Annotated in this window: 17 protein-coding genes and 3 tRNA genes; 9 read left to right on the top strand and 11 right to left on the bottom strand. The window is 60.4% G+C overall.

Annotation, left to right across the window (positions count from 1 at the left end):
• The first annotated feature begins 178 nt into the window (after window positions 1-178).
• Window positions 179-613: a hypothetical protein gene (locus ROSMUCSMR3_RS16930; RefSeq protein ID WP_008280136.1), complete on the top strand. Its 435-nt coding sequence runs from the start codon at window positions 179-181 to the stop codon at window positions 611-613.
• 118 nt (window positions 614-731) lie between these two features.
• On the opposite strand, the gene ROSMUCSMR3_RS16925 is transcribed toward ROSMUCSMR3_RS16930, so the two are convergent.
• Together ROSMUCSMR3_RS16925 and ROSMUCSMR3_RS16920 are read right to left on the bottom strand one after the other, a co-directional pair.
• A complete protein-coding gene (locus tag ROSMUCSMR3_RS16925) occupies window positions 732-2528 on the bottom strand; it encodes an ABC transporter transmembrane domain-containing protein (protein ID WP_008280135.1) in 1797 nt (598 codons plus the stop codon).
• A 101-nt stretch (window positions 2529-2629) separates the two neighbouring features.
• Window positions 2630-2703, bottom strand: a tRNA-Gly gene (locus ROSMUCSMR3_RS16920).
• A gap of 268 nt (window positions 2704-2971) precedes the next feature.
• Between ROSMUCSMR3_RS16920 and ROSMUCSMR3_RS16915 the strand changes: the two genes are divergently transcribed.
• Together ROSMUCSMR3_RS16915 and ROSMUCSMR3_RS16910 are read left to right on the top strand one after the other, a co-directional pair.
• Window positions 2972-3739, top strand: coding sequence for a class I SAM-dependent methyltransferase (locus ROSMUCSMR3_RS16915; protein WP_008280134.1), 768 nt, complete (start codon window positions 2972-2974; stop codon window positions 3737-3739).
• Between the two features lie 73 nt (window positions 3740-3812).
• Window positions 3813-4706, top strand: coding sequence for a hypothetical protein (locus tag ROSMUCSMR3_RS16910; protein WP_081508082.1), 894 nt, complete (start codon window positions 3813-3815; stop codon window positions 4704-4706).
• Here ROSMUCSMR3_RS16910 and rlmB read toward each other — a convergent pair.
• Complete coding sequence (gene rlmB / locus ROSMUCSMR3_RS16905; protein WP_008280132.1) at window positions 4688-5464, bottom strand: 23S rRNA (guanosine(2251)-2'-O)-methyltransferase RlmB; 777 nt, start codon at window positions 5462-5464, stop codon at window positions 4688-4690. The two genes, ROSMUCSMR3_RS16910 and rlmB, sit on opposite strands and share 19 nt — an antisense overlap.
• Window positions 5465-5599: 135 nt before the next feature.
• Between rlmB and ROSMUCSMR3_RS21315 the strand changes: the two genes are divergently transcribed.
• The 4 genes from ROSMUCSMR3_RS21315 (at window position 5600) to ROSMUCSMR3_RS16890 (ending at window position 9155) form a co-directional block, all read left to right on the top strand.
• Window positions 5600-5683, top strand: a tRNA-Tyr gene (locus tag ROSMUCSMR3_RS21315).
• Between the two features lie 288 nt (window positions 5684-5971).
• Window positions 5972-7306 (top strand): metal-dependent hydrolase family protein, encoded by a 1335-nt coding sequence (locus tag ROSMUCSMR3_RS16900; RefSeq protein WP_237183472.1) that lies wholly within the window; start codon window positions 5972-5974, stop codon window positions 7304-7306.
• On the top strand, window positions 7306-8043 hold the full coding sequence (locus ROSMUCSMR3_RS16895) for a hypothetical protein (protein WP_081508080.1): 738 nt from the start codon (window positions 7306-7308) through the stop codon (window positions 8041-8043). Before ROSMUCSMR3_RS16900 ends, ROSMUCSMR3_RS16895 begins: the two co-directional genes overlap by 1 nt.
• Window positions 8044-8135: 92 nt before the next feature.
• The gene (locus ROSMUCSMR3_RS16890) at window positions 8136-9155 is read left to right on the top strand and encodes a hypothetical protein (RefSeq protein ID WP_081508079.1); all 1020 of its coding nucleotides are present in this window, start codon (window positions 8136-8138) and stop codon (window positions 9153-9155) included.
• 24 nt (window positions 9156-9179) lie between these two features.
• On the opposite strand, the gene ROSMUCSMR3_RS16885 is transcribed toward ROSMUCSMR3_RS16890, so the two are convergent.
• The 7 genes from ROSMUCSMR3_RS16885 to ROSMUCSMR3_RS16855 are packed head-to-tail and all read right to left on the bottom strand — an operon-like array spanning window position 9180 to window position 15580.
• The gene (locus tag ROSMUCSMR3_RS16885) at window positions 9180-10109 is read right to left on the bottom strand and encodes an AEC family transporter (RefSeq protein ID WP_081508078.1); all 930 of its coding nucleotides are present in this window, start codon (window positions 10107-10109) and stop codon (window positions 9180-9182) included.
• Between the two features lie 5 nt (window positions 10110-10114).
• Window positions 10115-10912, bottom strand: a complete 798-nt coding sequence (locus tag ROSMUCSMR3_RS16880; RefSeq protein ID WP_081508077.1) for an MBL fold metallo-hydrolase — start codon at window positions 10910-10912, stop codon at window positions 10115-10117.
• On the bottom strand, window positions 10912-11703 hold the full coding sequence (locus tag ROSMUCSMR3_RS16875; protein ID WP_081508076.1) for a TatD family hydrolase: 792 nt from the start codon (window positions 11701-11703) through the stop codon (window positions 10912-10914). The genes ROSMUCSMR3_RS16880 and ROSMUCSMR3_RS16875 overlap by 1 nt, the downstream gene beginning before the upstream one ends.
• A 21-nt stretch (window positions 11704-11724) precedes the next feature.
• A complete protein-coding gene (locus ROSMUCSMR3_RS16870; protein WP_081508075.1) occupies window positions 11725-12849 on the bottom strand; it encodes a DNA polymerase III subunit delta' in 1125 nt (374 codons plus the stop codon).
• Window positions 12846-13472, bottom strand: a complete 627-nt coding sequence (gene tmk, locus ROSMUCSMR3_RS16865; protein WP_081508074.1) for a dTMP kinase — start codon at window positions 13470-13472, stop codon at window positions 12846-12848. The genes ROSMUCSMR3_RS16870 and tmk overlap by 4 nt, the downstream gene beginning before the upstream one ends.
• Entirely contained in the window at window positions 13469-14632 is a 1164-nt protein-coding gene (locus ROSMUCSMR3_RS16860; RefSeq protein ID WP_081508073.1) for a D-alanyl-D-alanine carboxypeptidase family protein, read from the bottom strand. The genes tmk and ROSMUCSMR3_RS16860 overlap by 4 nt, the downstream gene beginning before the upstream one ends.
• A gap of 15 nt (window positions 14633-14647) precedes the next feature.
• Window positions 14648-15580: an SPOR domain-containing protein gene (locus tag ROSMUCSMR3_RS16855; protein WP_081508072.1), complete on the bottom strand. Its 933-nt coding sequence runs from the start codon at window positions 15578-15580 to the stop codon at window positions 14648-14650.
• Between the two features lie 278 nt (window positions 15581-15858).
• On the opposite strand from ROSMUCSMR3_RS16855, the gene ROSMUCSMR3_RS16850 reads away from it, so the two are divergent.
• Window positions 15859-15946: transfer RNA gene (locus ROSMUCSMR3_RS16850), tRNA-Ser, on the top strand.
• 425 nt (window positions 15947-16371) lie between these two features.
• On the opposite strand, the gene ROSMUCSMR3_RS16845 is transcribed toward ROSMUCSMR3_RS16850, so the two are convergent.
• A complete protein-coding gene (locus ROSMUCSMR3_RS16845; protein ID WP_081508071.1) occupies window positions 16372-17238 on the bottom strand; it encodes a sulfotransferase in 867 nt (288 codons plus the stop codon).
• 277 nt (window positions 17239-17515) lie between these two features.
• Between ROSMUCSMR3_RS16845 and ROSMUCSMR3_RS16840 the strand changes: the two genes are divergently transcribed.
• Window positions 17516-19849: a methyltransferase domain-containing protein gene (locus ROSMUCSMR3_RS16840; RefSeq protein ID WP_237183471.1), complete on the top strand. Its 2334-nt coding sequence runs from the start codon at window positions 17516-17518 to the stop codon at window positions 19847-19849.
• The last annotated feature ends 227 nt before the right edge of the window (window positions 19850-20076 follow it).

Genomic DNA, 20076 nt, shown 5'->3' with positions numbered 1-20076 from the left:
GGCGCAAGATTTGGCGCAATTCCGAACCGAGAGGGTTTGTCTGCTTTCTCTGAAGCTGCATCAAATTCTTCTTTCTGAATGTGATTGATCCAGATCAAGGTCGATAGGCCTGCACACAGCCTAGGGTGGCCCTGAAAACACGGATTCAGAATTCATCTTTGCTAGAAAAGAGGACATCATGCGCAAAATCATCACCGCGGCGACGCTTGGTCTGGCCGCCCTCACAAGCCCTGTCATGGCCGAGGACGCAAAGCAGATGGTCACGATCCTGACCAGTGCAGAACCCCAAACGCAGCTCATGGGCATGGTTCTGACGATGCAGACGATGCAGGCCGGGGCAAGCTCTTATGTGCTGCTCTGCGGCCCGGCTGGCGACCTGGCCCTCAAGGATGCCCCCGCCAGTGCCACCGCGCCGCAAGCGCCGATGGGGATGAGCCCACAGGGCCTGATGCAAAAGATCATGGAGACCGGGGCAACGATTGAGGTCTGCGCCATATACCTGCCCAACAAGGGCGTGGATGAGACCGCTTTGCTAGACGGGATCACCGCCGCGAAACCACCTGCCGTGGCTGCGCGCCTCTTGGCGGAGGAGACGCGGATCATGTCCTTCTGAGGGATGATCTGCGGGGCCGCCTCACATTTCCGCCCGGTGTAATCGGTGAATTGGTCCTGAACGGGACGCGTTTGCGAGGCGGTCCACCATAGTCGATAACGTCGGCATCTTGCCGACGTCAGGCCGCCTCGCCATCGGTGAATTGCAACCGCGCGAGCCGCGCATAGAGGCCATTCTCAGCGACAAGGCTGTCATGCGTGCCCTGCGCGACAATGCGGCCCTGATCCATCACCACAATGCGGTCAGCCTTTTTTACCGTCGCCAGACGATGGGCCACGATAATCGTGGTGCGGGTGCGCGCCATCGCTTCTACCGCTGACTGCACCGCGCGTTCGCTCTCGGCATCAAGCGCCGATGTCGCCTCGTCCAGCAACAGAACTGGCGCATCTCGCAGAATAGCGCGGGCAATGGCGATACGCTGTTTCTGCCCACCGGACAGCATCACACCACGCTCGCCCACATAAGTGTCATAGCCGTCCGGCAAGCGGCAAATGAAATCATGCGCATTGGCTGCGTGCGCCGCGGCCTCGATCTCGGCGTCGGTCGCATCAAGCCGGCCAAAGCGGATGTTGTCGCGTGCCGAGGCGGCAAAGATCACCGGGTCCTGCGGCACCAAGGCCAGATCACGACGAAATTCGTGCCGCGCCATATCCGCAAGCGACACGCCATCGAGCGTGATTCGCCCTGCATCCGGATCATAGAAGCGCTGGATCAACTGAATGACGCTGGTCTTACCCGCCCCAGAGGGACCGACAAGAGCGACCGTTTCGCCGGGGCGGATCGTCAGGCTCACGTGATCCAATGCTGGGATGCCGGGGCGCGATGGATAGGCGAATTGCACATCCTCAAAGGCGATCTCACCGCGCACCGGGCGTGGCACAGGGGATGGTCGGGCGGGATCGCGCACCGGATCTTCGGCTTGCAACAGCTCGACCAGACGCTCAGTTGCACCTGCCGCGCGCTGCAATTCGCCCCAGATTTCCGAGAGCGCCGCAACCGCCCCTGCGACCATCACCGCGTAGATGACAAATTGCACCAAACTACCTGCGGTCATGCCCCCCGCGCGCACATCGCGTGCGCCGATCCAAAGCACGCCCACAATCCCTGTGAAAACGAGAAAGATCACGATCACGGTCATCAGCGCGCGGGTATTGACCCGGCGGCGTGCGGCGTCATGGCTGCGTTCGGTCACATCACCAAATCGCGCGCGGCTCTCGCGCTCATGGGTGAAAGCCTGCACCGTCTGCACAGACAAAAGCGCCTCTGACGCATTGCCCGAACTCTGCGCGATCCAGTCTTGGTTCTCGCGGCTGAGCACGCGCATCCGTCGGCCAAGCGTTAGAATAGGCACGATGACGAGGGGTACGATCAACAGAACGAGCCCCGTCAGCTTGGCTGAGGTCAGCATCATCAACCCCATGCCCCCGATCAAGATCAGCAAATTTCGCAGCGCGATCGACACCGAAGAGCCAATCACTGACAGGATCAGCGTCGTATCTGTCGTGATCCTGCTCAGAACCTCGCCCGTCATCAGCCGCTCGAAAAAGGCTGGGCTCATGCCGATCACGCGGTCAAACACGGCCTTGCGAATATCGGCGACCACGCGCTCGCCCAACCGGGTCACCAGCAGATACCGCAACCCGGTGCCTACCGCCAAAAGCGCCGCGATCAGCACAGCCGCCGCGAAATACTGGTCAAGGATAGCGCCGTTCTCAGCGCTGAAATTATCCACCACCCGGCGCACTGCCAGTGGCAGCATCAAGGCCACGCTTGCGGTGATGACCAACGCCAGAACCGCGGCAGTCAGCAGTTTGCGATAGGGGCGCAAGAATGGCCACAGTTCAGCCAACGCGCCCACATGTTTCGATTTCTCGCGATCCAGCAGATCAGCCCCGTTTTCGGCCCTGCGCACCATAGATTTTTATTCCTCATCCTTTGGCCAAGGTTCTTGGCGGGCGATGAGGCCGTGGTCAAGGGGACAGATCAGCCACAGAGGGCATGGTAGGGGGAATTTGGTGGAGCGGGCGGCGGGAATCGAACCCGCGTCTCTTGCTTGGAAGGCAAGGGTCTTACCATTACACAACGCCCGCGCTCTTGCGCTAGTTAGTAGAGGCGCGCCCAAGGGTCAAGCCCGGCTGTCCGGACTTTTGCCACGACGCGTCTTGACCAAAAGCGCGCCCAAACGCTGATGCACGCGCTGAATAGTCGCACTGAGCGGAACCCGTCGCGAGTCGGCGATTTTGGCCAAGCCGGGCGCGCATATCTTTACTTGAAGCGCCCGCGCAATGGCTGCAAAGTTGAACGGCGGGGGCCTTGGGATGGTCGACGCGCTCAATCCAACACCTAGGGAGCCCCGTTATGGCCATTCCTGATACCCTTGCTGCCCGGCTGATTGAGACTGTAAAAGGTCATGAGTTGAACGGTAGTTTCTTGATGCTTGGGCGGCAGCGCTGGATCGGGTCACGGCGCGGTGCGTCATCGCGGGTGTTTGCGCAAGCGTTGGCAGACCACTTGCCGGGCCTGAGCGAGGCCGATCTGGTTCCCGAAGGTGCAACCTATTCCGAACCCTTCTTCGAGAAACTCGGTTTTGCCTCGGTCGATTCCATGGATTACTCGGATTTTGAAAAGGCCAGTATCATTCAAGACCTCAGCGCCGAATTGCCCAAGAAACTGGAGCGCAAGTTCGACGTGATCTATGACGGCGGCACCTGCGAGCATATCTTTGATTTGCCCACCGCCTATCGCAATATTCACAAGATGCTCAAACCCGGTGGCGTGCTGATCGGGCACAGCCCCTGCAACAACTGGGTCAATCATTCATTTTACCAGATCAACCCCGAGATGGTCTATGGCTTTTGGGAGGCGACACTGGGCTATGAGGTGCTGCATTGCGCATTGCAACCGATCAAGCCTGCGCATGCCCGAAAGGTGGTGACAACCACCAATCCCAATGTGACCGGCAAGCGCCCGCGCCTGTCCGGTTCATTGGCAGAGGGCGGGATCATCCTCGATTATGCGGTGCGCAAGCCGAAGCGCTCAACAAAATCAGCAGACAAGGTGTATCAATCCGATTACGTCAACCGCTGGACCGCGCCAGATCAAGAGAGCACAGAAGACGCCGCCTGAGGCGTGAAAGCGTTTCGGATTGCGGCGATCTTGGGCTAGGCTGATCCTGTCTCAGTGACAAGGGATACGCCAGATGACAGATACGAATGCGCCTCTCCCCGACCTGCGCGACCTGCCTTTTGACATAGACCTGCGCCGCCTCAATCTGGGCGTCGGCTATGTGGCGCTTGGTTTACCGGTATCACTTGGGCTGGTGTCCCTGCTGACCAACACCTGCTTCAACGCCTCGATCAGCCACTATTACTTCAGCCGGATCGGCGGGGATATCCTTGTGGGCGCGCTCAGCTTTATCGGCCTGTTGCTCATGTTCTTTTACAGTTTTCGTGCGCCGGGGCGCGAGGGGTGCTTGGGCTGGCATTGGTATGATGTGGTACTACTAAAACTGGCCGGGGTGGCCGCCGTCATCGTGGCCTTCGTGCCGACCACCGGATCAGGGTGCACCTATTCCGGCGAGGTGGCGCGTGTGTTCCTGACCAATGCCAGCGGCTCAGAGGGGTTTCACCCGCCGGGCGGCACGGTCGAAGGCACGATCAGCTATGATTTTTGGGCCAGCTTTGCCGCGCTCGGTGCAGATGTGCCAACCGTTCTCAAAATGATGCATTTCGGCGCGGCGGGGGTGATGTTTTTGGTGCTTGGGTATTTCTCAGCCTATGTCTTTACCCGTGAAAATTCCACCGCCGCGCGCCTTGCTGGCAATCGCAAGGACCGGCGCAATCTGTGGTATCGCACGCTTGGGCGCATCATTTTTGCCGTGGTGGGCGTGCTGGCGATCAAGGCCGCGCTGCTTGAGATGATCCTGCCTCTTGGCCTTGCTCAGAGCATAGAGGCCATCTGGGACAGTCTCCGCCTAACCTTTTTGTTTGAATCCCTCGGCCTCTGCGCCTTTGGCCTCAGTTGGATGATCAAGGGGCGGTTCATCGCAGCCTTCGAGGATGCCGCCGCCCGCCCTCAGCCTCGCGCTGCGTAAAGCGCCACAGCCGCCGCGTTGGACACGTTGAGCGAGCCGAAATCGCTGGCGAACTCGATCCGCACCAAGGCATCGCACACCTCGCGCGTCCTCTCGCGCAGCCCCGGCCCCTCGGCGCCGAGCACAAGGGCAACCGGACGGTCACGCTTGCCCTCAAGAGCGGCCTCAATGGTCAGTTCCGCCTCACCGGCCAGCCCCAGCACCGTATAGCCCATGGCCTGCAACTCGATGATCGCATCGGCCAGATTGCGCACTCTGAGGTAAGGCTGGCGTTCAAGCGCACCGCTGGCGGTCTTGGCAAGTGCCCCGGTTTCGGGTGCGGCGTGATGGCGGGGGGCAATTACTGCCCGCGCGCCAAATACTTCGGCAGAGCGCAGAATAGCACCCACGTTATGCGGGTCTGTGACCCGATCCAAAAGCACCACGCGGGGCGCGGTGCGACCATCCCCCAAACAGACCTCAGCCATCGGGCCCCAATCCAGCGGCTTGACTTCTAGCGCGGCACCCTGATGCACCGAACCGGGATCAAGCGGGGCGTTGAACTTGCGCGGATCGACCTCTTCGGGTGTTATGCCGCTTGCAGCAATCGCCGCCTCCAGCTTGTCAGCGGCGTTTTTCGTCACGATCAGCCGCAGTTTTTCGCGGGCCGGGTTTTCCAGCGCATCACGCACCGCATGCAAACCAAACAGCCACACAGTCTCAGAGGCTGCCGCCCGCTTGGCCTGTTCCTTGTCGATCACCCAACGGGGTTTTTTCATGGCTGTAAGGCCCCTCTTTTCCGGCCCGTGACAATGCGACGGGCGGCCACTGCTTGCAAGCGATTTTCCGGTTGACGCAGCATCCGGCCACTAGTAATCAGCCCCCCACGTCCGGCGCGCAAGTGCTGGGAAAGTGGGCGACAGGCCGCAAGGTGTGGCAGGGGACTGTAACTCCCTCGCGGAGACGCACGCCAGGTTCGATTCCTGGGTCGCCCACCACTTTCCCTCTTAATTTCAAGGGATCGCGGACCCGCCTGTGCGCAGAGCATTGGCGAGTTTATGTGCTATTGCGTTGACGTCGCGCCTGATGTCCCTAACTTCTGTCAAGCGGAGACAGCGCGGCGTGCCCTCTGCCGATCAAGATCAAGGTAAGAGGCGAGACCGATGTGCCAGATATGCTGCCCTTCCCCTTCAAACAGCCACGACGAAATTGATTGCTGCCTCTGCGGCGCCCCCACTACTCAAGCGGCCTTTGCCCGGATCGAGGCAGACATCAACCGCCGCGCTATGTTGGGTGGTCTGGCGGCGGTGGTGGGTCTTTATGCGGGGTTTGGTCTGGCGTCAAAACCGGCTCGGGCACAGACCCCCGGTCGCCCGCTGCTCTTGACCAACCTGCGCTACTTCAACGGCAATGACCTCTCTCTGATCCAAGGCCGCGAGATCTTGATCGAAGGCGGGCGGATAACCGGCCTGCCCGCCGCCGGACAGGGACCGACGGATGCTGAGCGCATAGACTGTGGTGATCGGGCGGTCATTCCGGGCCTCATCGACGCACATTGGCATAGTACGCTGGTTGGTGTGACCCAACTGCAGGCCATGACAGCCGACATTGGTTTTGTGCATCTGATGGCCGGGCGCGAGGCAGGGGCCACGCTCTTGCGCGGCTTCACAACCGTGCGCGACACCGGCGGCCCGGCTTTTGGCCTCAAGCTGGCCATTGATCGAGGTGCTTTGCCCGGACCGCGCATTCTTGCGTCGGGCGCGATGATTTCGCAAACCTCGGGGCATGGCGATTTCCGCATGACTTCGGAACTTCCCCGCGCCGACGGCGATCTGAGCTATAGTGAACGGGTCGGCGTGGTGGCGATCGCAGACGGGCGCGCCGAGGTGCTGCGCCGCACCCGCGAACAATTGATGAAGGGCGCAAGCCAAATCAAGATCATGGCCGGCGGCGGCGTCACCTCGCTTTATGATCCGCTCGAGAGCCTGCAATTCACCGAAGACGAAATGCGCGCCGCCGTCGAGGCCGCAGAAGATTGGGGCACCTATGTTTGCGCCCATGTCTATACGCCCAAAGGTATCCAGCGCGCCCTGCGGGCTGGGGTGAAATCCATTGAACACGGTCAATTAGCAGATCTTGAGACGGTTCGCCTGATGCGCGACATGGGCGCGTGGTGGTCGATCCAGCCCTTTTTGGCCGATGAGGATTCCAACCCAAGCAGCGATCCAAGACAGAACGCCAAGCGGCAGGAGGTGTCGGTAGGCACCGTGCAGGCCTTTGAAATGGGCCGCACTGTGGGGGTCAACATGGCCTTTGGCACCGACATCCTGATGAACCCTACAGGGGCCAGCAGTCAGGGGCGGCAATTGGCCAAGCTGAGCCGCTTCATGCCCCCGCTCGAGGCCTTGCGCATGGCGACAGGGGCGGCGGGCGATCTGCTGGCGCTTTCTGGGGAACGCAGCGGCTATGACGGACAACTTGGTGTCATCGCAGAAGGGGCGATGGCCGATCTTCTGGTGGTCGAGAGCGATCCCGAGGCAGGGCTTGACTGGCTTGATGCGCCCGAGCAAAGCCTTGCAATGATCGTCAAGGGCGGTGCGGTCGTGAAGGATCAACTCTGATGTTTGCGCGCCTCGCAGCCCTGTTGACGATACTCAGCCTCGCGCCGCCTGCACATGCGCAAGACTGGAACGCCCAGATCACGCCCTATGCATGGGGGACCGGCATTGGCGGAACGATCACACCCCGTGCAGGCGGCCCGTCATTGCGCTTTGACAAAGGGCTGTCAGACGTTCTCGAAGATCTCGATACGGCGTTCTTTCTCACGGGTTATGCCCGCTATCAGCGTTTGGTGGTGATGGGCGACCTGTCCCATTCGGCAAGTTCGCGACGCGGAACCGTGCCGTTGCCACCCCCTGCCCCCGGCCTGCCCGCGCGTGGCCGGATCGAGCAATCCTCGCTGACGCTTACCGCAGGGTATCGGGCGCTTACGACGCCTGATGCCACGGTTGATTTCATGGCAGGCCTGCGCCACTGGCAGGTTGAAGGACGCGCCACCACGCCGGTGCCGGGGCTTGCCGCCGGGATCGACGTGAGCTTTACCGATCCGATCCTTGCCGCGCGGACCAATCTGCGGCTCACGGACCGCTGGTCCTTTATCGGTTACGTCGATGTCGGTGGCTTTGGGGCGGGCTCAGACATGACATCTCAGCTTGTCGGCACGCTCAACTGGCAGGCCAGTGACCGGCTCTGGCTCTCGGCAGGATACCGGCATCTTTACGTGGATTATAGCAAGAATGGCCGAAAGTTTGACGCGACATTCTCTGGCCCACTTGCGGGATTAACCCTGCGCTTTTGACACGCAGCGCGCGCTGACCTGCGATAACCGCTTTATCTGTGCGGTGGAAAACCCCATAGTGAGGGTGGCAGTCAGGCAGGATCACGACAAGAATGGCCCCCAAGACAAAGGTCCCCGAGACAGAGGTGCCTCAGACCTACAATATCCTGATCGTCGGTCAGGCCGGTCGGTTGCAATACGAGGCTATTCTCTTTGCAGCGTCACTGCGCGCCACCTCACCCGGCTTTGCGGGGCGTCTTTTTGTGGCAGAGCCGCAGCCGGGGCCGCTCTGGGGCGACGATCCACGCATCAAGGACGAGGACAGCCGCGCGCTCTTGACTGATCTCGGCGCGGAATTCGTGGCCTTTGAAAGCCGCCATTTCGGGGCAGCCTATCCCTATGGCAACAAGATCGAGGCGCTGTTCGCGCTGCCCAAGGGCGAGCCCTTTGTGTTCTTCGACACCGACACGCTGATCTGCGGCGATCTTGCCTCTGTTCCCTTCGATTTCAGCCGCCCCACAGCCTCGTTGCGCCGCGAAGGCACATGGCCGCAGATCGAGCTTTATGGCCCAACCCATACGCAGATCTGGAAATCGCTCTATGACAAGTTCGGCCTCACTTTCGAAACCTCTCTCGATCAGGGCCAGCCAGAGGGCTATTGGCAACGCTATCTCTATTTCAACGCAGGCTTTTTTTTCTATCATTGCCCGCATGTCTTTGGCCGACGCTTTCTCGACTATGCGCTCAGCATACGCGATGACGGGCCGCGCGAATTACTCCTGCAATCCCTCGATCCTTGGCTCGATCAGGTGGCACTGCCCTTGGTGATCCATTCGCTTGGAGGCGGGCGGGACACGCTGCCACCCGACCTGCTGGATGGTCAGATCAGTTGTCACTATCGGCTTTTGCCGCTGCTTTATGCACGCGAGGCCGATCATGTGGTCGAAGTTCTGCAAGAGGTGACGGCCCCCAACAAGATCAAGCGCGTGCTGAAGAATTACGAACCTGCGAAGCGGATGATCTATCAGGGCCGTGGAATGAAGGTGCGCGCGCTTTTTGACCAAAACGATCTGCCCCGTCGCGAGCAAGTGATCCGCAATACCATCAAGCGCAACGGGTTCTGGATGCGCTAAGGCAGATCCACGCACCGCCTTGGCTCAGGGCAAAACCTGCAACCAGATCCAAGCCGTAACGATCGTCAAGCCAGTGGACAAAAGAACGCTCGAGGCCGCCACACGCTTGGCGTGACCATAGATATTGGCAAAGACATAGGCGTTGACCCCCGGTGCCATGGCCGCCGTCACCACCGCCGAGCGCACGCCCTCAACCGACAGCCCGATCCCCAGACCAAGGCCAAAGGTGATCGCCGGATGCGCCACCAATGAGATCAGGCAGACATAGAGGATCACCCGCAAATCGCCTTCGGGACGGTATTGCACCAGCACGCCCCCCAGACCAAAGAGCGCCGCCGGCAGCGCCGCGCGCGCCATAAGATCAAGCCCATCGTCCACCGGCGCAGGCAGAACCAAACCCGACAGGTTGACAACAAACCCTGCCGCGACGCCCATGATCAGCGTGTTGGAAAACATCGCCTTGAGCACTTTGACAACAACCTTCGGCCCCGCCGTTCCGCGCGCCTTGACGATTTCCATCACGGTGATGCCCAGACCGTAGCAAAACGGCGAGTGCACAGCGATGATGGCGAAATTGGCGGCCAAGGCATCCGCCCCATAGGCACGCTCCATGATCGGCAGGCCCAAAAGCAGCGAGTTGGAGAAGAGGCAGCAAAAGCCGATAGCGACTGCATCCTCCCATGTCCGGCCAAAGATCAGCCTTGCGCCGAAAAGACCAAGAGCAAAGCCGGAACTCGCCCCGACGTAGAAACTGAGCAAGAGCCGCCAATCGAAACTCTGCCCCAGATCGAGGCGCGAAATGGCCGTAAACAGCAAACAGGGAATGGCGAATTTCTGGGTAAAGCTCATCAGGCCATCCACGCCCGCCTGACTGAACCAGCGCCGCCAAACCGCGAGATAGCCAAAGCCGATCACCAGAAAGACCGGCAGGATGATTTCAAACAGCGCCTGCATCGCGCTTAGACCGTGTAACGCAGGATCATCCCGTCATAGGCGGGGGTCACATGCGCCGGTGTCTCCTCTGCCACAGTCTGATAGTCGAGATCGATATGCATATTGGTCAGGACAGCCCGGCGCGGGGCCGCGCGCGCGATCCATTCAAGCGACAGCGCCAGATGGGCATGCGTCGGATGCGGCGTGCGGCGCAGCGCATCCAATATCCAGCAATCCAGCCCGCTCAGCACCGGCCAGACATCCTCGGGAATGGCGGCCACATCAGGCAGATAGGCAAGATCACCCACGCGAAAGCCAAGCGAGTCAATCGAGCCGTGATTGACCTGAAACGGTGTGAGCGCGATAGCCCCTCCCGCACCCTCGATCTCAAACGGACCGTCGATCGTGTGCATGTCAAGAATGGGGGGATAAGGGCTATCTGCAGGTTGGACAAAAGCATAGCCGAACCGAGAATAGAGCGCGTTTTGCGTGTCGCCATCGGCCCAGACCGGCAAACGCTTGCGCATGTTGAACACGATCATCCGCAGATCGTCGATGCCATGGACATGATCGGCGTGGGAATGGGTATAAACCACCGCATCCAGCGCGCCGATGCCTGCGTCCAGAAGTTGCGCGCGCAGGTCGGGCGAGCTGTCGATCAGCACGCGGGTAATGCCCCCCTCGGTCTCTCGTTCGATCAGAAGGGAGCAGCGGCGGCGCGTGTTGCGGGGGTTGGTGGGATCGCACTCGCCCCAATGCCCACCAAGACGCGGCACCCCCCCAGACGATCCACAGCCCAGAACGATAAAACGCAACTCTGCCATCACAGCACCGCCTTGGTAAAAAGTCGCCCAAAATTGGCCTCGGTCTGCGCGGCAAATTCGGCCCAGCCCATGCCGAACACTTCGGCAGCCTTTTGTCCGGTGTGAGGCGTATAGGCGGGCTCATTGCGGCGGCCACGATGGGGGGGCGGTGCCAGATAGGGCGCGTCGGTTTCCAACAGGATTCTCTCTACTGGTGCACTTGCAAAGATATCGCGCAAGTCTTGGCTTTTGGGGAACGCCGCAATGCCTGACATCGACAGGTAGAACCCCAGATCAAGCGCAGCGCGCGCCAATTCAGCGCTGGAAGAAAAGCAATGCATGACGCAGGTATACCCGCCGTTGCGATATTCCTCGGCCAGAATGCGCGCCATGTCTTGATCCGCGCTGCGCGCATGAATGATCAGCGGCAGTCCCGTGCGCCGTGCGGCCTCGATATGCACCCGCAGGCTTTGTTTTTGCACCTCGGCACTCTCGGCAGTGTAGTAATAGTCGAGCCCCGTTTCGCCGATGCCCACAAACTTGGGATGTTCCGCCAATTTTACCAAATCATCGACGTTCACCAAGGGGCTCTCGGCCGCGCGCATCGGGTGAATACCCGCCGCATAAAACACCGGCGCATGCGCCTCGGCAATTGCGCGCACGCGCGGCTCTTGGTCCAGACGGGTGCAGATCGTTACCATGCGATGCACACCCGCAGCCACAGCGCGGGAAATGACCTGATCCCGCTCCTCGTCGAAATCAGGGAAGTCGAGGTGGCAGTGGCTGTCAGTGATGCGAATGTCGGTGCTCATGCCTGTCCTCGGGCGCGGGGATTAGGCCCCGGCGGTTTGCTGAATCCTGAACACCGTATCTAGGACCAGGCTGGCAGGGTCAAGGTTGACCGCCCGCCCATGCCGGGCCCGTGCGCCGATGGTTTCGGCACAGTCGGCCCATGCCCGACCCTGATAGGCATCAGGTGCCAGCCGTGCCAGCATCGCGGCCTCGCCCGCTGCGGCCTCGGCGGAGGGGGGCTGGCCTGTGGCGCCTGTCCGCGCCAAGCGCGCCAGCAAAAGATCGGTGAGAGAAAACAGCAGATCCAGCCGGTCTTCGGCCCCGCGCGTCGCCGCCGCTTCGGCCAGCCGCAGGGCGCGGGGGCGATCAAGGCGCGGCAGGCTTTCCATCAGGCCCACCAGCTCTGCGTAGAGTTTGAGCCCGCCCAGATTGAGCAGCCGCACCGCCGCCCCAACCGAGCCGCCTGAAAGCTCCGCCAAGGCCGCTGGATCGCCCTCGGGCGCTATTCCTGCCTGCTCCAGCGCCTGCGCCATCTCTTGCGGTCCCAGAGGGGCCAACCGCAATGTGCGACAGCGCGAGCGGATGGTGGGCAAAAGACCAGAGGGTTGATGCGATATGAGCAACAGGACCGTGCGCGCAGGCGGCTCTTCCAGCATCTTGAGGATGGCGTTGGCCGCTTGGGTGTTAAGATCATCCGCCGCATCGACAATCACAACCCGCCGCCCGCCATCTGCGGCAGAGAGGGCAAAGAAATTGCCCAACTTGCGCACCTCGGAGACGCGAATTTCGGCGGCCAGCCGATCGCCCTTGTCGGTGGGGCCGCGCCGCAGCAGAAATAGCCCCGGATCGGACAAAGCCAGCAAGCGCCGCGCTACCGGATGATCCGGCGCGACATCCAGCGTCACGGGCGGCGGCGGCGCGCCAAAAAGCCCCTCGTCCTGCACCAGCGGGGTTGCCAGCAAGAACCGTGCAATGCGCCACGCCAGTGTGGCCTTGCCTACACCACGCGGCCCGGTGATCAGCCAGCCGTGATGCAGCCGTCCTGTGTTGAAGGCCTCGAGAAATTCGGCCTCCGCCGCACTTTGACCAAACAGTTGCACCGTCTCGCGTGGATGCGGCGCGCCCTCGACGCGGTCAGGTTCAGGCAGCAGGCCATCGTCGTTCATGGCAGGTGCGCCTGCACCACACGGGCGACGTCCTCGGCCACGGCGTCCATGTCTCGCGCGCCGTCGATCACCGTAAAACGTGCTGGGAATTCCTGCGACAGGGCCAAAAACCCGGTGCGCATCCGCGCCTGCATCCCCTCGCCAAAGGATTCAAACCGCGCCTCGTCGCCCCCGCGCGACAGCGCCCGCCCAAGGCCCACACCGGGATCAATATCAATCAGCACGGTCAAATCCGGCTCTCGCCCGATCATCAGCGTATGTAACTGATCGACAATCCCGCGCAAATCAGCGCGGCCAAGACCCTGATACATGCGCGTGCTGTCGGCAAAGCGGTCGCAGATCACCACCGCACCACGGGCCAGAGCGGGGGCGATCACCCGCTCCAGATGATCGCGCCGCGCGGCGGTGAAAAGCAGAATTTCGGTTTCGGCGGACCAGCGGTCCTTGTCGCCTTCGAGCACCAGACGCCGAATTTCCTCAGCCCCCGGACTGCCCCCCGGCTCGCGCGTCAAGACCACATCGCGGCCCTTGGCGCGCAGCGTCTCTGCCAGCCGTCGCGCCTGTGTGGATTTGCCTGACCCGTCAATCCCCTCAAAGCTGAGGAACAGCCCCTGCCCGCTCAAAGCGCCCCCTCGGGGCCCTGCTGCAAGCGCGCCAAAAGCACGCCTGAAACAGTGCGTATCCGGGTCATGAACCCACCCTGCGCCACATCCTCGGCAGCCACCAAAGGCACGCGCGTGGACGGCAGCCCCTCGGGCGCAAAGACCAATTCGGCCAGCACATCGCCTTTGGCCACCGGCGCGCGCACCGGGCCGGTATACACCACCTCGCCCTTTAGCTCACCGCCATCAAGCACCGGAAGCAGGGTCGAGACATCCTCGGCCACGGTCAGACCCACGCTGGTGGCCTCGCCCATCCAAACCGCAGCGCGCGCAACCTCCTCGCCAGCCGTGAGCACGGATTTCTCTGCAAATTGCCGAAAGGCCCAGTTTACGATCGACTCGGATTCGCGCGCCCGGTCCTGCGCTGTCGCCAGCCCCGAGATCACGAAAACCACCCGCCGTTCACCCTGCTTGGCCGATCCGGTCAGGCCAAATCCCGCCTGTTCTGTATGCCCAGTCTTAAGACCATCAGCCCCAATCCCCAGCCCCAAGAGCGGGTTGCGGTTGCTGATATTGCTCGGTGCGCGACCGTCAAAGCGAAACTCGGTTTCGGCGAACATCGGATAGAATTCTGGGAAATCCTCAATAATGTGGCGCGCCAAAAGCGCCAGATCACGCATGCTCATGACATGCCCCTCGGCGGGCCAACCGCTGGCATTGCGGAAAATGGAGTTGGTCATGCCCATTTGCTGCGCGCGCTGCGTCATAAAGCGGGCAAACCCGGCCTCGGTCCCATCTGGGCTGAGGGCCTCGGCGATCACCGCGCAGGCATCATTGCCGGAGAGCACGATAATACCGCGCAACAGGTCCTCGACCCGGACTCGGTCGGTGGTGTCAAGAAACATTGTCGAGCCACCATAGCTCATAGCGTGCTGGGATACAGGCAGGCGCTCGTCCAGCGTCAGTCGCCCACTGCGCACAGCCTCAAAAGCCACGTAGAGCGTCATCAGCTTGGACATTGACGCGGGCGGCATGGGTGTGTCGGCGTTCTTGTCGAGCAGAACCGTCCCGGTGGTCACATCCATGACATAAGCCGCCTTGGCGCTGGTTTCAAAGGCCTGCGCAGGCAGCGCCACCCCAAGACAAAGCGTTGCAGCAGCAATATGGCGGATAAGGCGCATCAGACCCTCCTAATCTCAGTTGGTGACGGCATAGGCGTCTTCAAAACCGATGCCTTGGATCTTTTTGAGCAAGGCTGCCCGCTCTGAGGAACTGGTCGCAGGCCCCACGATCACGCGCCAGAATGCTTTGCCTTGGCTGTTTTGCTCTAGCACCGTCGGCACCATCCCGGCCTGCCGCATCGCCGTCGCAGTATTTCGAGCGTTTTCTTCAACGCTGAAAATCCCGATCTGGATAAAGGGCTTATCAAGCCCAGAGGCGCGAGGGGGAGTGGGAGTGGCCGCAGGAGCAGGGATTGGCGCCGCAGCAACGGTTGGCTGCGTTGCAGTCGCTGGCGTTTCCGCAGAAGCCTCGGCCGCATCAATTGCCGCCGCCGCCCCGGCGACGGGATCAAGCGCCGTCGCTTCGATCTCGGACGGTGCTGCAAGGACCTCTGCCGCATCCGGCGCGCTCTCGGGCTCGGGTGTTTCTTCTTTGGCCTCTTCCCGGCGAAGCGCGGTTACATTGAGCTGTACCGGCGCCCCCGCCAGCATACCAAGTGCGGCTGCGGCATCCGAAGACACCTGTAACGCCGGTCCGGGAATATCTCGCGCGCGCCGGAACAGCGCGCCGATCACGAATTTCGAATCCGCCGTGCTGCGGATGATGACCCGCTCCGGTTCTTTGACGTCAGGATGTGCCACCCAAACCCCGCCGAGCGATGGCCGCCCGTCCCAAAGGCCCATATCTGTCACCTGAAAGACATCCGGGGCCTCGACATCACGCTCCACCAGCTTGACCGACTGACGTGCAGGCGTCGCGCCCCCCGTCGAGGATTGCGCGGCGCTGTCGGGCTTGAGCCATGAGGGCGCGCCCTCTTCGCATCCAGCCAGCAGCATCATCGCCGCACCGACGAGGACGAGCCGCGATAGCCGCACCTGTCCGCCCTTGCCCTGTTCCGCAATTCTCATCTCTTGCCCCTTGCCCTTTGCCCCGTGCCCGTATGCGCAAGTTTTCAGCGGTGTTAGCCGGTGGTCCGGTCTTGCCTGTTATCGTCCCGGTCCTGTCGCGCGCCCGCACTCTAGCGCCTTGCCCCCCGCGTGAAAAGTGCGCAGGCGTTCGATGCGCGATTTTCCCCAGCATCCCCCCCTTTCAGAATCGCCCGGACCTCTATAGGCACAGTCGCACCACACAGCGGCGCACCGCCGGGCCTAACCCGGCCCGGATGCGCCGGTGTCGTCTAAGGCATGGAAGCTTGGCAGAGTGGTCGATTGCACTGGTCTTGAAAACCAGCGTACCGAGAGGTACCCAGGGTTCGAATCCCTGAGCTTCCGCCAAAAACCCCTGATTTCAAAGAGTTAAGTGAAGCCTTCGGGCGCTCACCTCCTTTGAAGCCCCAAACCACAAAAATGATCGGATAAATCCATCTTTCTGGTTGGCGGCAAAATTTGAGTTGAGCTGGGAGACGCGGCTTTACGCGACATCCCTCACGCTAGAGGCATCTGGCGAGGGCATAGTCATGTCTGGGAGATTTGAGGCTCAAAGAACCCACTGCCCTAGGTTTGTCCAAAGATTTTCCAGACCGGCCGCGCCGCGCCTCAGCCCTTGCTGCCGAAGGGCCCAAATGGACGTTTGTCGCTCCTCTCACGGTTTGCGGTGTGCAAGCCGTGACTTCAGACGCTTTCTGGCCGTGGTATTTGCGGTGTTATCTCAAAAATGCCTCTATCGGCAACGCGGCACCGGATTCTTGAAACGAAAAATTTCAGTGCGACTGCCACTCTTTTGGCACGACAAAACCCTCTGTTTCGACTTCATGTGTAATGCGCTCTATGTCCTGCGCGAAGAGCTTGGCAAAGAAATCGGGCATAGGGCGCGAAGCACTTTCAGTGAACCGGCGGTTCAGCAGGGGTTGCGGATACTGAAAGGGCGCCACACCAAGAAACTCTTCGATGCGCGCCAGAGTACCGCGCTGGTCGGCATGAAGATCTTCATAGAACATTACCATGCGTTCCTGCTCTTTGAGGCCAGATTTCATGCGCCGTAGAACCGCCCCGTACTCCGCGTTGTCCCATATATGCGGTAAACGCACGAAGGTCTCGTAATCGCCGGCGGTCCACTCATCAAGGAGGTGCAGTTTGCCGGTCAGTTGAAGATGAAACTTGGTGTGGCTCCACAGCCGCTTGAGCGGATGCCGCATCGTATAAAGAACGCGCAGCCGTTCGCAGTCGGCGGAAATCCTAGGCCATGCCGCCTCGGGCACAAAGGCATGAAGATTAGAGAAATCACAGGCCCAGACCTGATGATCCCGTAACTGGAACAGATTGCGATACCAGAAATCATCCAAAGGGCTGTTCAGATAGTTCGACACCCAATGCAAATTCGCGCGGATGCGGTCGATATTCGCCTTTTCTGGATCATAGCGGAACAGGTAGCGATCCTTGGCGTCCTTGAGCCGTCGCTTTTCGTTCAGGTAACTGTTGTCCACATACCTATGATAAAAATAATGCAGTTCCTTTTCGGGCGTGAAATGAAGCTCTGGGTGACGCTCCAAGACTGCATAGAGCCATGTTGTGCCCGCTTTCATCGCACCGATGCTCAGGAAAAGGTTTGAAAACAACTTGTTATTCATTCTAGAGCAGTCCCGTTTTTCTCGACCCATCACTATCTCGCGTCGCATTTAAGGTAAACAGTGGAATGCTTCCGGTTGAGCGGAAAAATGACGGCATCGGAGGATACTTGCTTACATGACGTTACGTAGATGACGGTTGGATACCACCGGCATCTTGCGGAGGCGCATCGGTTCGGTGTCCGCAGTTGACATTTTTTGACCTGCGCAAGAAGGTGAACGCGTGCGTAAGATCGAATGAAACTGCGCGTCAAGCAGTCGGTCATTCGGAGGGAACACCTTGCAACAATCCGATCTTTTCGGTCTCTGCACGATCTGTGGTCACGTCGGCACTATGCTTCGCGGCGATCAGCGGTCTGTGCGGGAATCCTATGCCTGTTCGAACTGTCGCTTTACGTTGCGCTGGCGAGACCAGGCTGGCGTCATCGTAGATGAGTTCGGTCGCGGACAGGCGATTTCTCTTGATCAACTTGTCGAGCGCGGCCTGCTGAATGACATATCGATCTATGAACCGGCGCTGCGGGGGCCGTTCGTTGCGCGCCTCAAAGGCTTGCAAAACTACGTCCGGTCCTATTTCCGCCCCGATGAGCCGCTTGGCGACGTCTCTTCGGACGGCGTGCGCAACGAAGATTTGACCCGGCTGACTTTCCAAGACAACAGCTTTGATCTGATCATCACCAGCGATGTGATGGAACATCTTCCCGATATCGAGAAAGCCTTTGCCGAGACGCTGCGTGTGCTTCGGCCCGGTGGCATCCATGTCTTCTCTATCCCGAATGACTATCCGCTACCGGATCGCACCGAGACACGGGCACGACTGGAGCAGGGAACGTTGGTTCATCTCAAACCCGAGCGCTATCATAACGCTGGGGATGGGACAAAATGCTTGGTGTTCACCGACTACGGGAGCGATCTGTCGGAGATCATCCGCTCTTTGGGGGGGCATCTGGCCGTGGTGAGACGCAGCGGCGTGCAGGAGCCCTGTTACACCAATGCGACATTCGTGATGCGCAAAGTCGCATCGCCAGAGATGCGGAGCGTTCACAGTGCCGTGCAACCGCCTGTGCAGGAGCGTGCCAAGGATCTGGAATGTCCGATTTGCAAGGGCTCCGAGTACGAAGACTTCAACGGTCGCCAGAACGCGCGGTGCTCTACATGCCGAGCCGTAGAGCGCAACCGGCTGATGTGGATGATTTTGGATCGGCTGGGCGGTTTTGAACCGGGCAAGCGAGTGCTGCAGTTGGCACCGGAACCAAGCCTTGCGCGAAAGTTCAGCGACTTGTCCGGCGATGCCTACCACGGGGCCGAAGTGAACGCGGAACGTTTCCAGAAAAGCCAAAACAAAAGCATCCGCATGTTGGATTTATGCACGGACCTCGCCGCGATCCCGGATGCCAGTTATGATGTGATCCTTCACAACCATGTTCTGGAGCATGTCCCGTGCGACGTGCGCGAAGTCTTGCGTCAGTTGGACCGGATATTGGCACCGGGCGGGCTGCATTTCCTGTCTGTCCCGATCCGTGGCGAGAAGACTGACGAAGATCTATCGCCTGATCTGACGGATGCTGAGCGCCTGGCACGCTTTGGCGAAAAGGATCACATGCGCATTTTCGGGTCAAGCGATCTGAGGGATTTGCTGCAAGAGGTTTGGGGAACAGGCCCACATCTGATCGAGCCAATTGAGATCTTTGACCGCGACGACCTGCGGCGCGCAGCGATCCCCACGGCGGCGCGTCAAGGCGCGTCGGGGCATAGCGTATTCCACTATTGCAAGGGGGCGCATCCGCCTGCGGTGGTCTTGGCCGAAGCCCGATCCAAGAGCGCGCCAAAACCTGAGAGGACCATCGCACCGGGGGCTTCGGCGGCGGTTCGGACTGTGCGCAACGAGGTGGATGCTAGCTATCCTGCGGAAGACGCGCCACCGGGGTCGCAGATCATGTTGGGATTAGAGGCGCTTAGACGCGACAATCCATGGCCGGATTTCCCATGGGAAGACCACGCACCCTTCAAGCTGGCGCTGGACGCGAATGGCGATGGGGGACGCGACATCGTGTTGCGTGAGATCATCGCAAAGGACGTGCGTCTCATGGTTGAGGTGGGCTGTTTCTTGGGGGGATCGGCGCTGCACTGGCTGACGGCAAATCCTGATCTAAACTTGATTGGCGTTGATCCTTGGGATGGCAACTGGGCGGATTACGTTTTGGGGATGGCACATCATCCGTCGATGTCGCTCCATGTTGAACATCTGTCAGATACCGAAGTGAAACGCATCGCCCGCCTCTTGTCCGACTATGGGAATTTTGCTGTCGCCCTGAACAATCTGCGGGACTTCAGGCATCGCTTCTATCCGGTTCGTCGGTTCTCGCCTGAGGCGCTCTATTACCTGAGGCGCCGGGAGATTCCGGTGGACATGATCTATATCGACGCGTTCAAGCATCGGGCCGATCTTGATGCGGCTTATGCGCTCTATCCCGATGCGATCTTGTGTGGTGATGACTGGCTCTGGCCGGACGAATCCGGATGCTTTGTGATGCAGGAGGCAATCAAAGAGTTCGCACGCGACCATGGGTTCGAGATCGAGGCAAAACGGCAAACCTGGGTGCTGCACAAGTAAAGAGGGCCTAGACGCGGCAGGGACATGAGAAGGCGTCACTAGGCTTGGATGCAGTAATGGCGGCTGTCACGAGGCGTTATGGCGGGGATCGCTTGATCGGTCGTGGCAGGCCCGTTGAGTATGACAATGGATCGGGCGCGAATTGCGTCATACGGCACTGCAACGGGTGTTCGACCGCGTCTATTAATTCCAAAGCAAATGTGTTGGGGCAAGCTTCGTCTGGTTTG

Origin of the sequence: Roseovarius mucosus, assembly GCF_002080415.1 — a bacterium.
GTDB classification, from domain to species: domain Bacteria; phylum Pseudomonadota; class Alphaproteobacteria; order Rhodobacterales; family Rhodobacteraceae; genus Roseovarius; species Roseovarius mucosus_A.
Note: the sequence above shows the minus strand (reverse complement) of the source record. Positions and strands in the feature narration are given on the sequence as shown.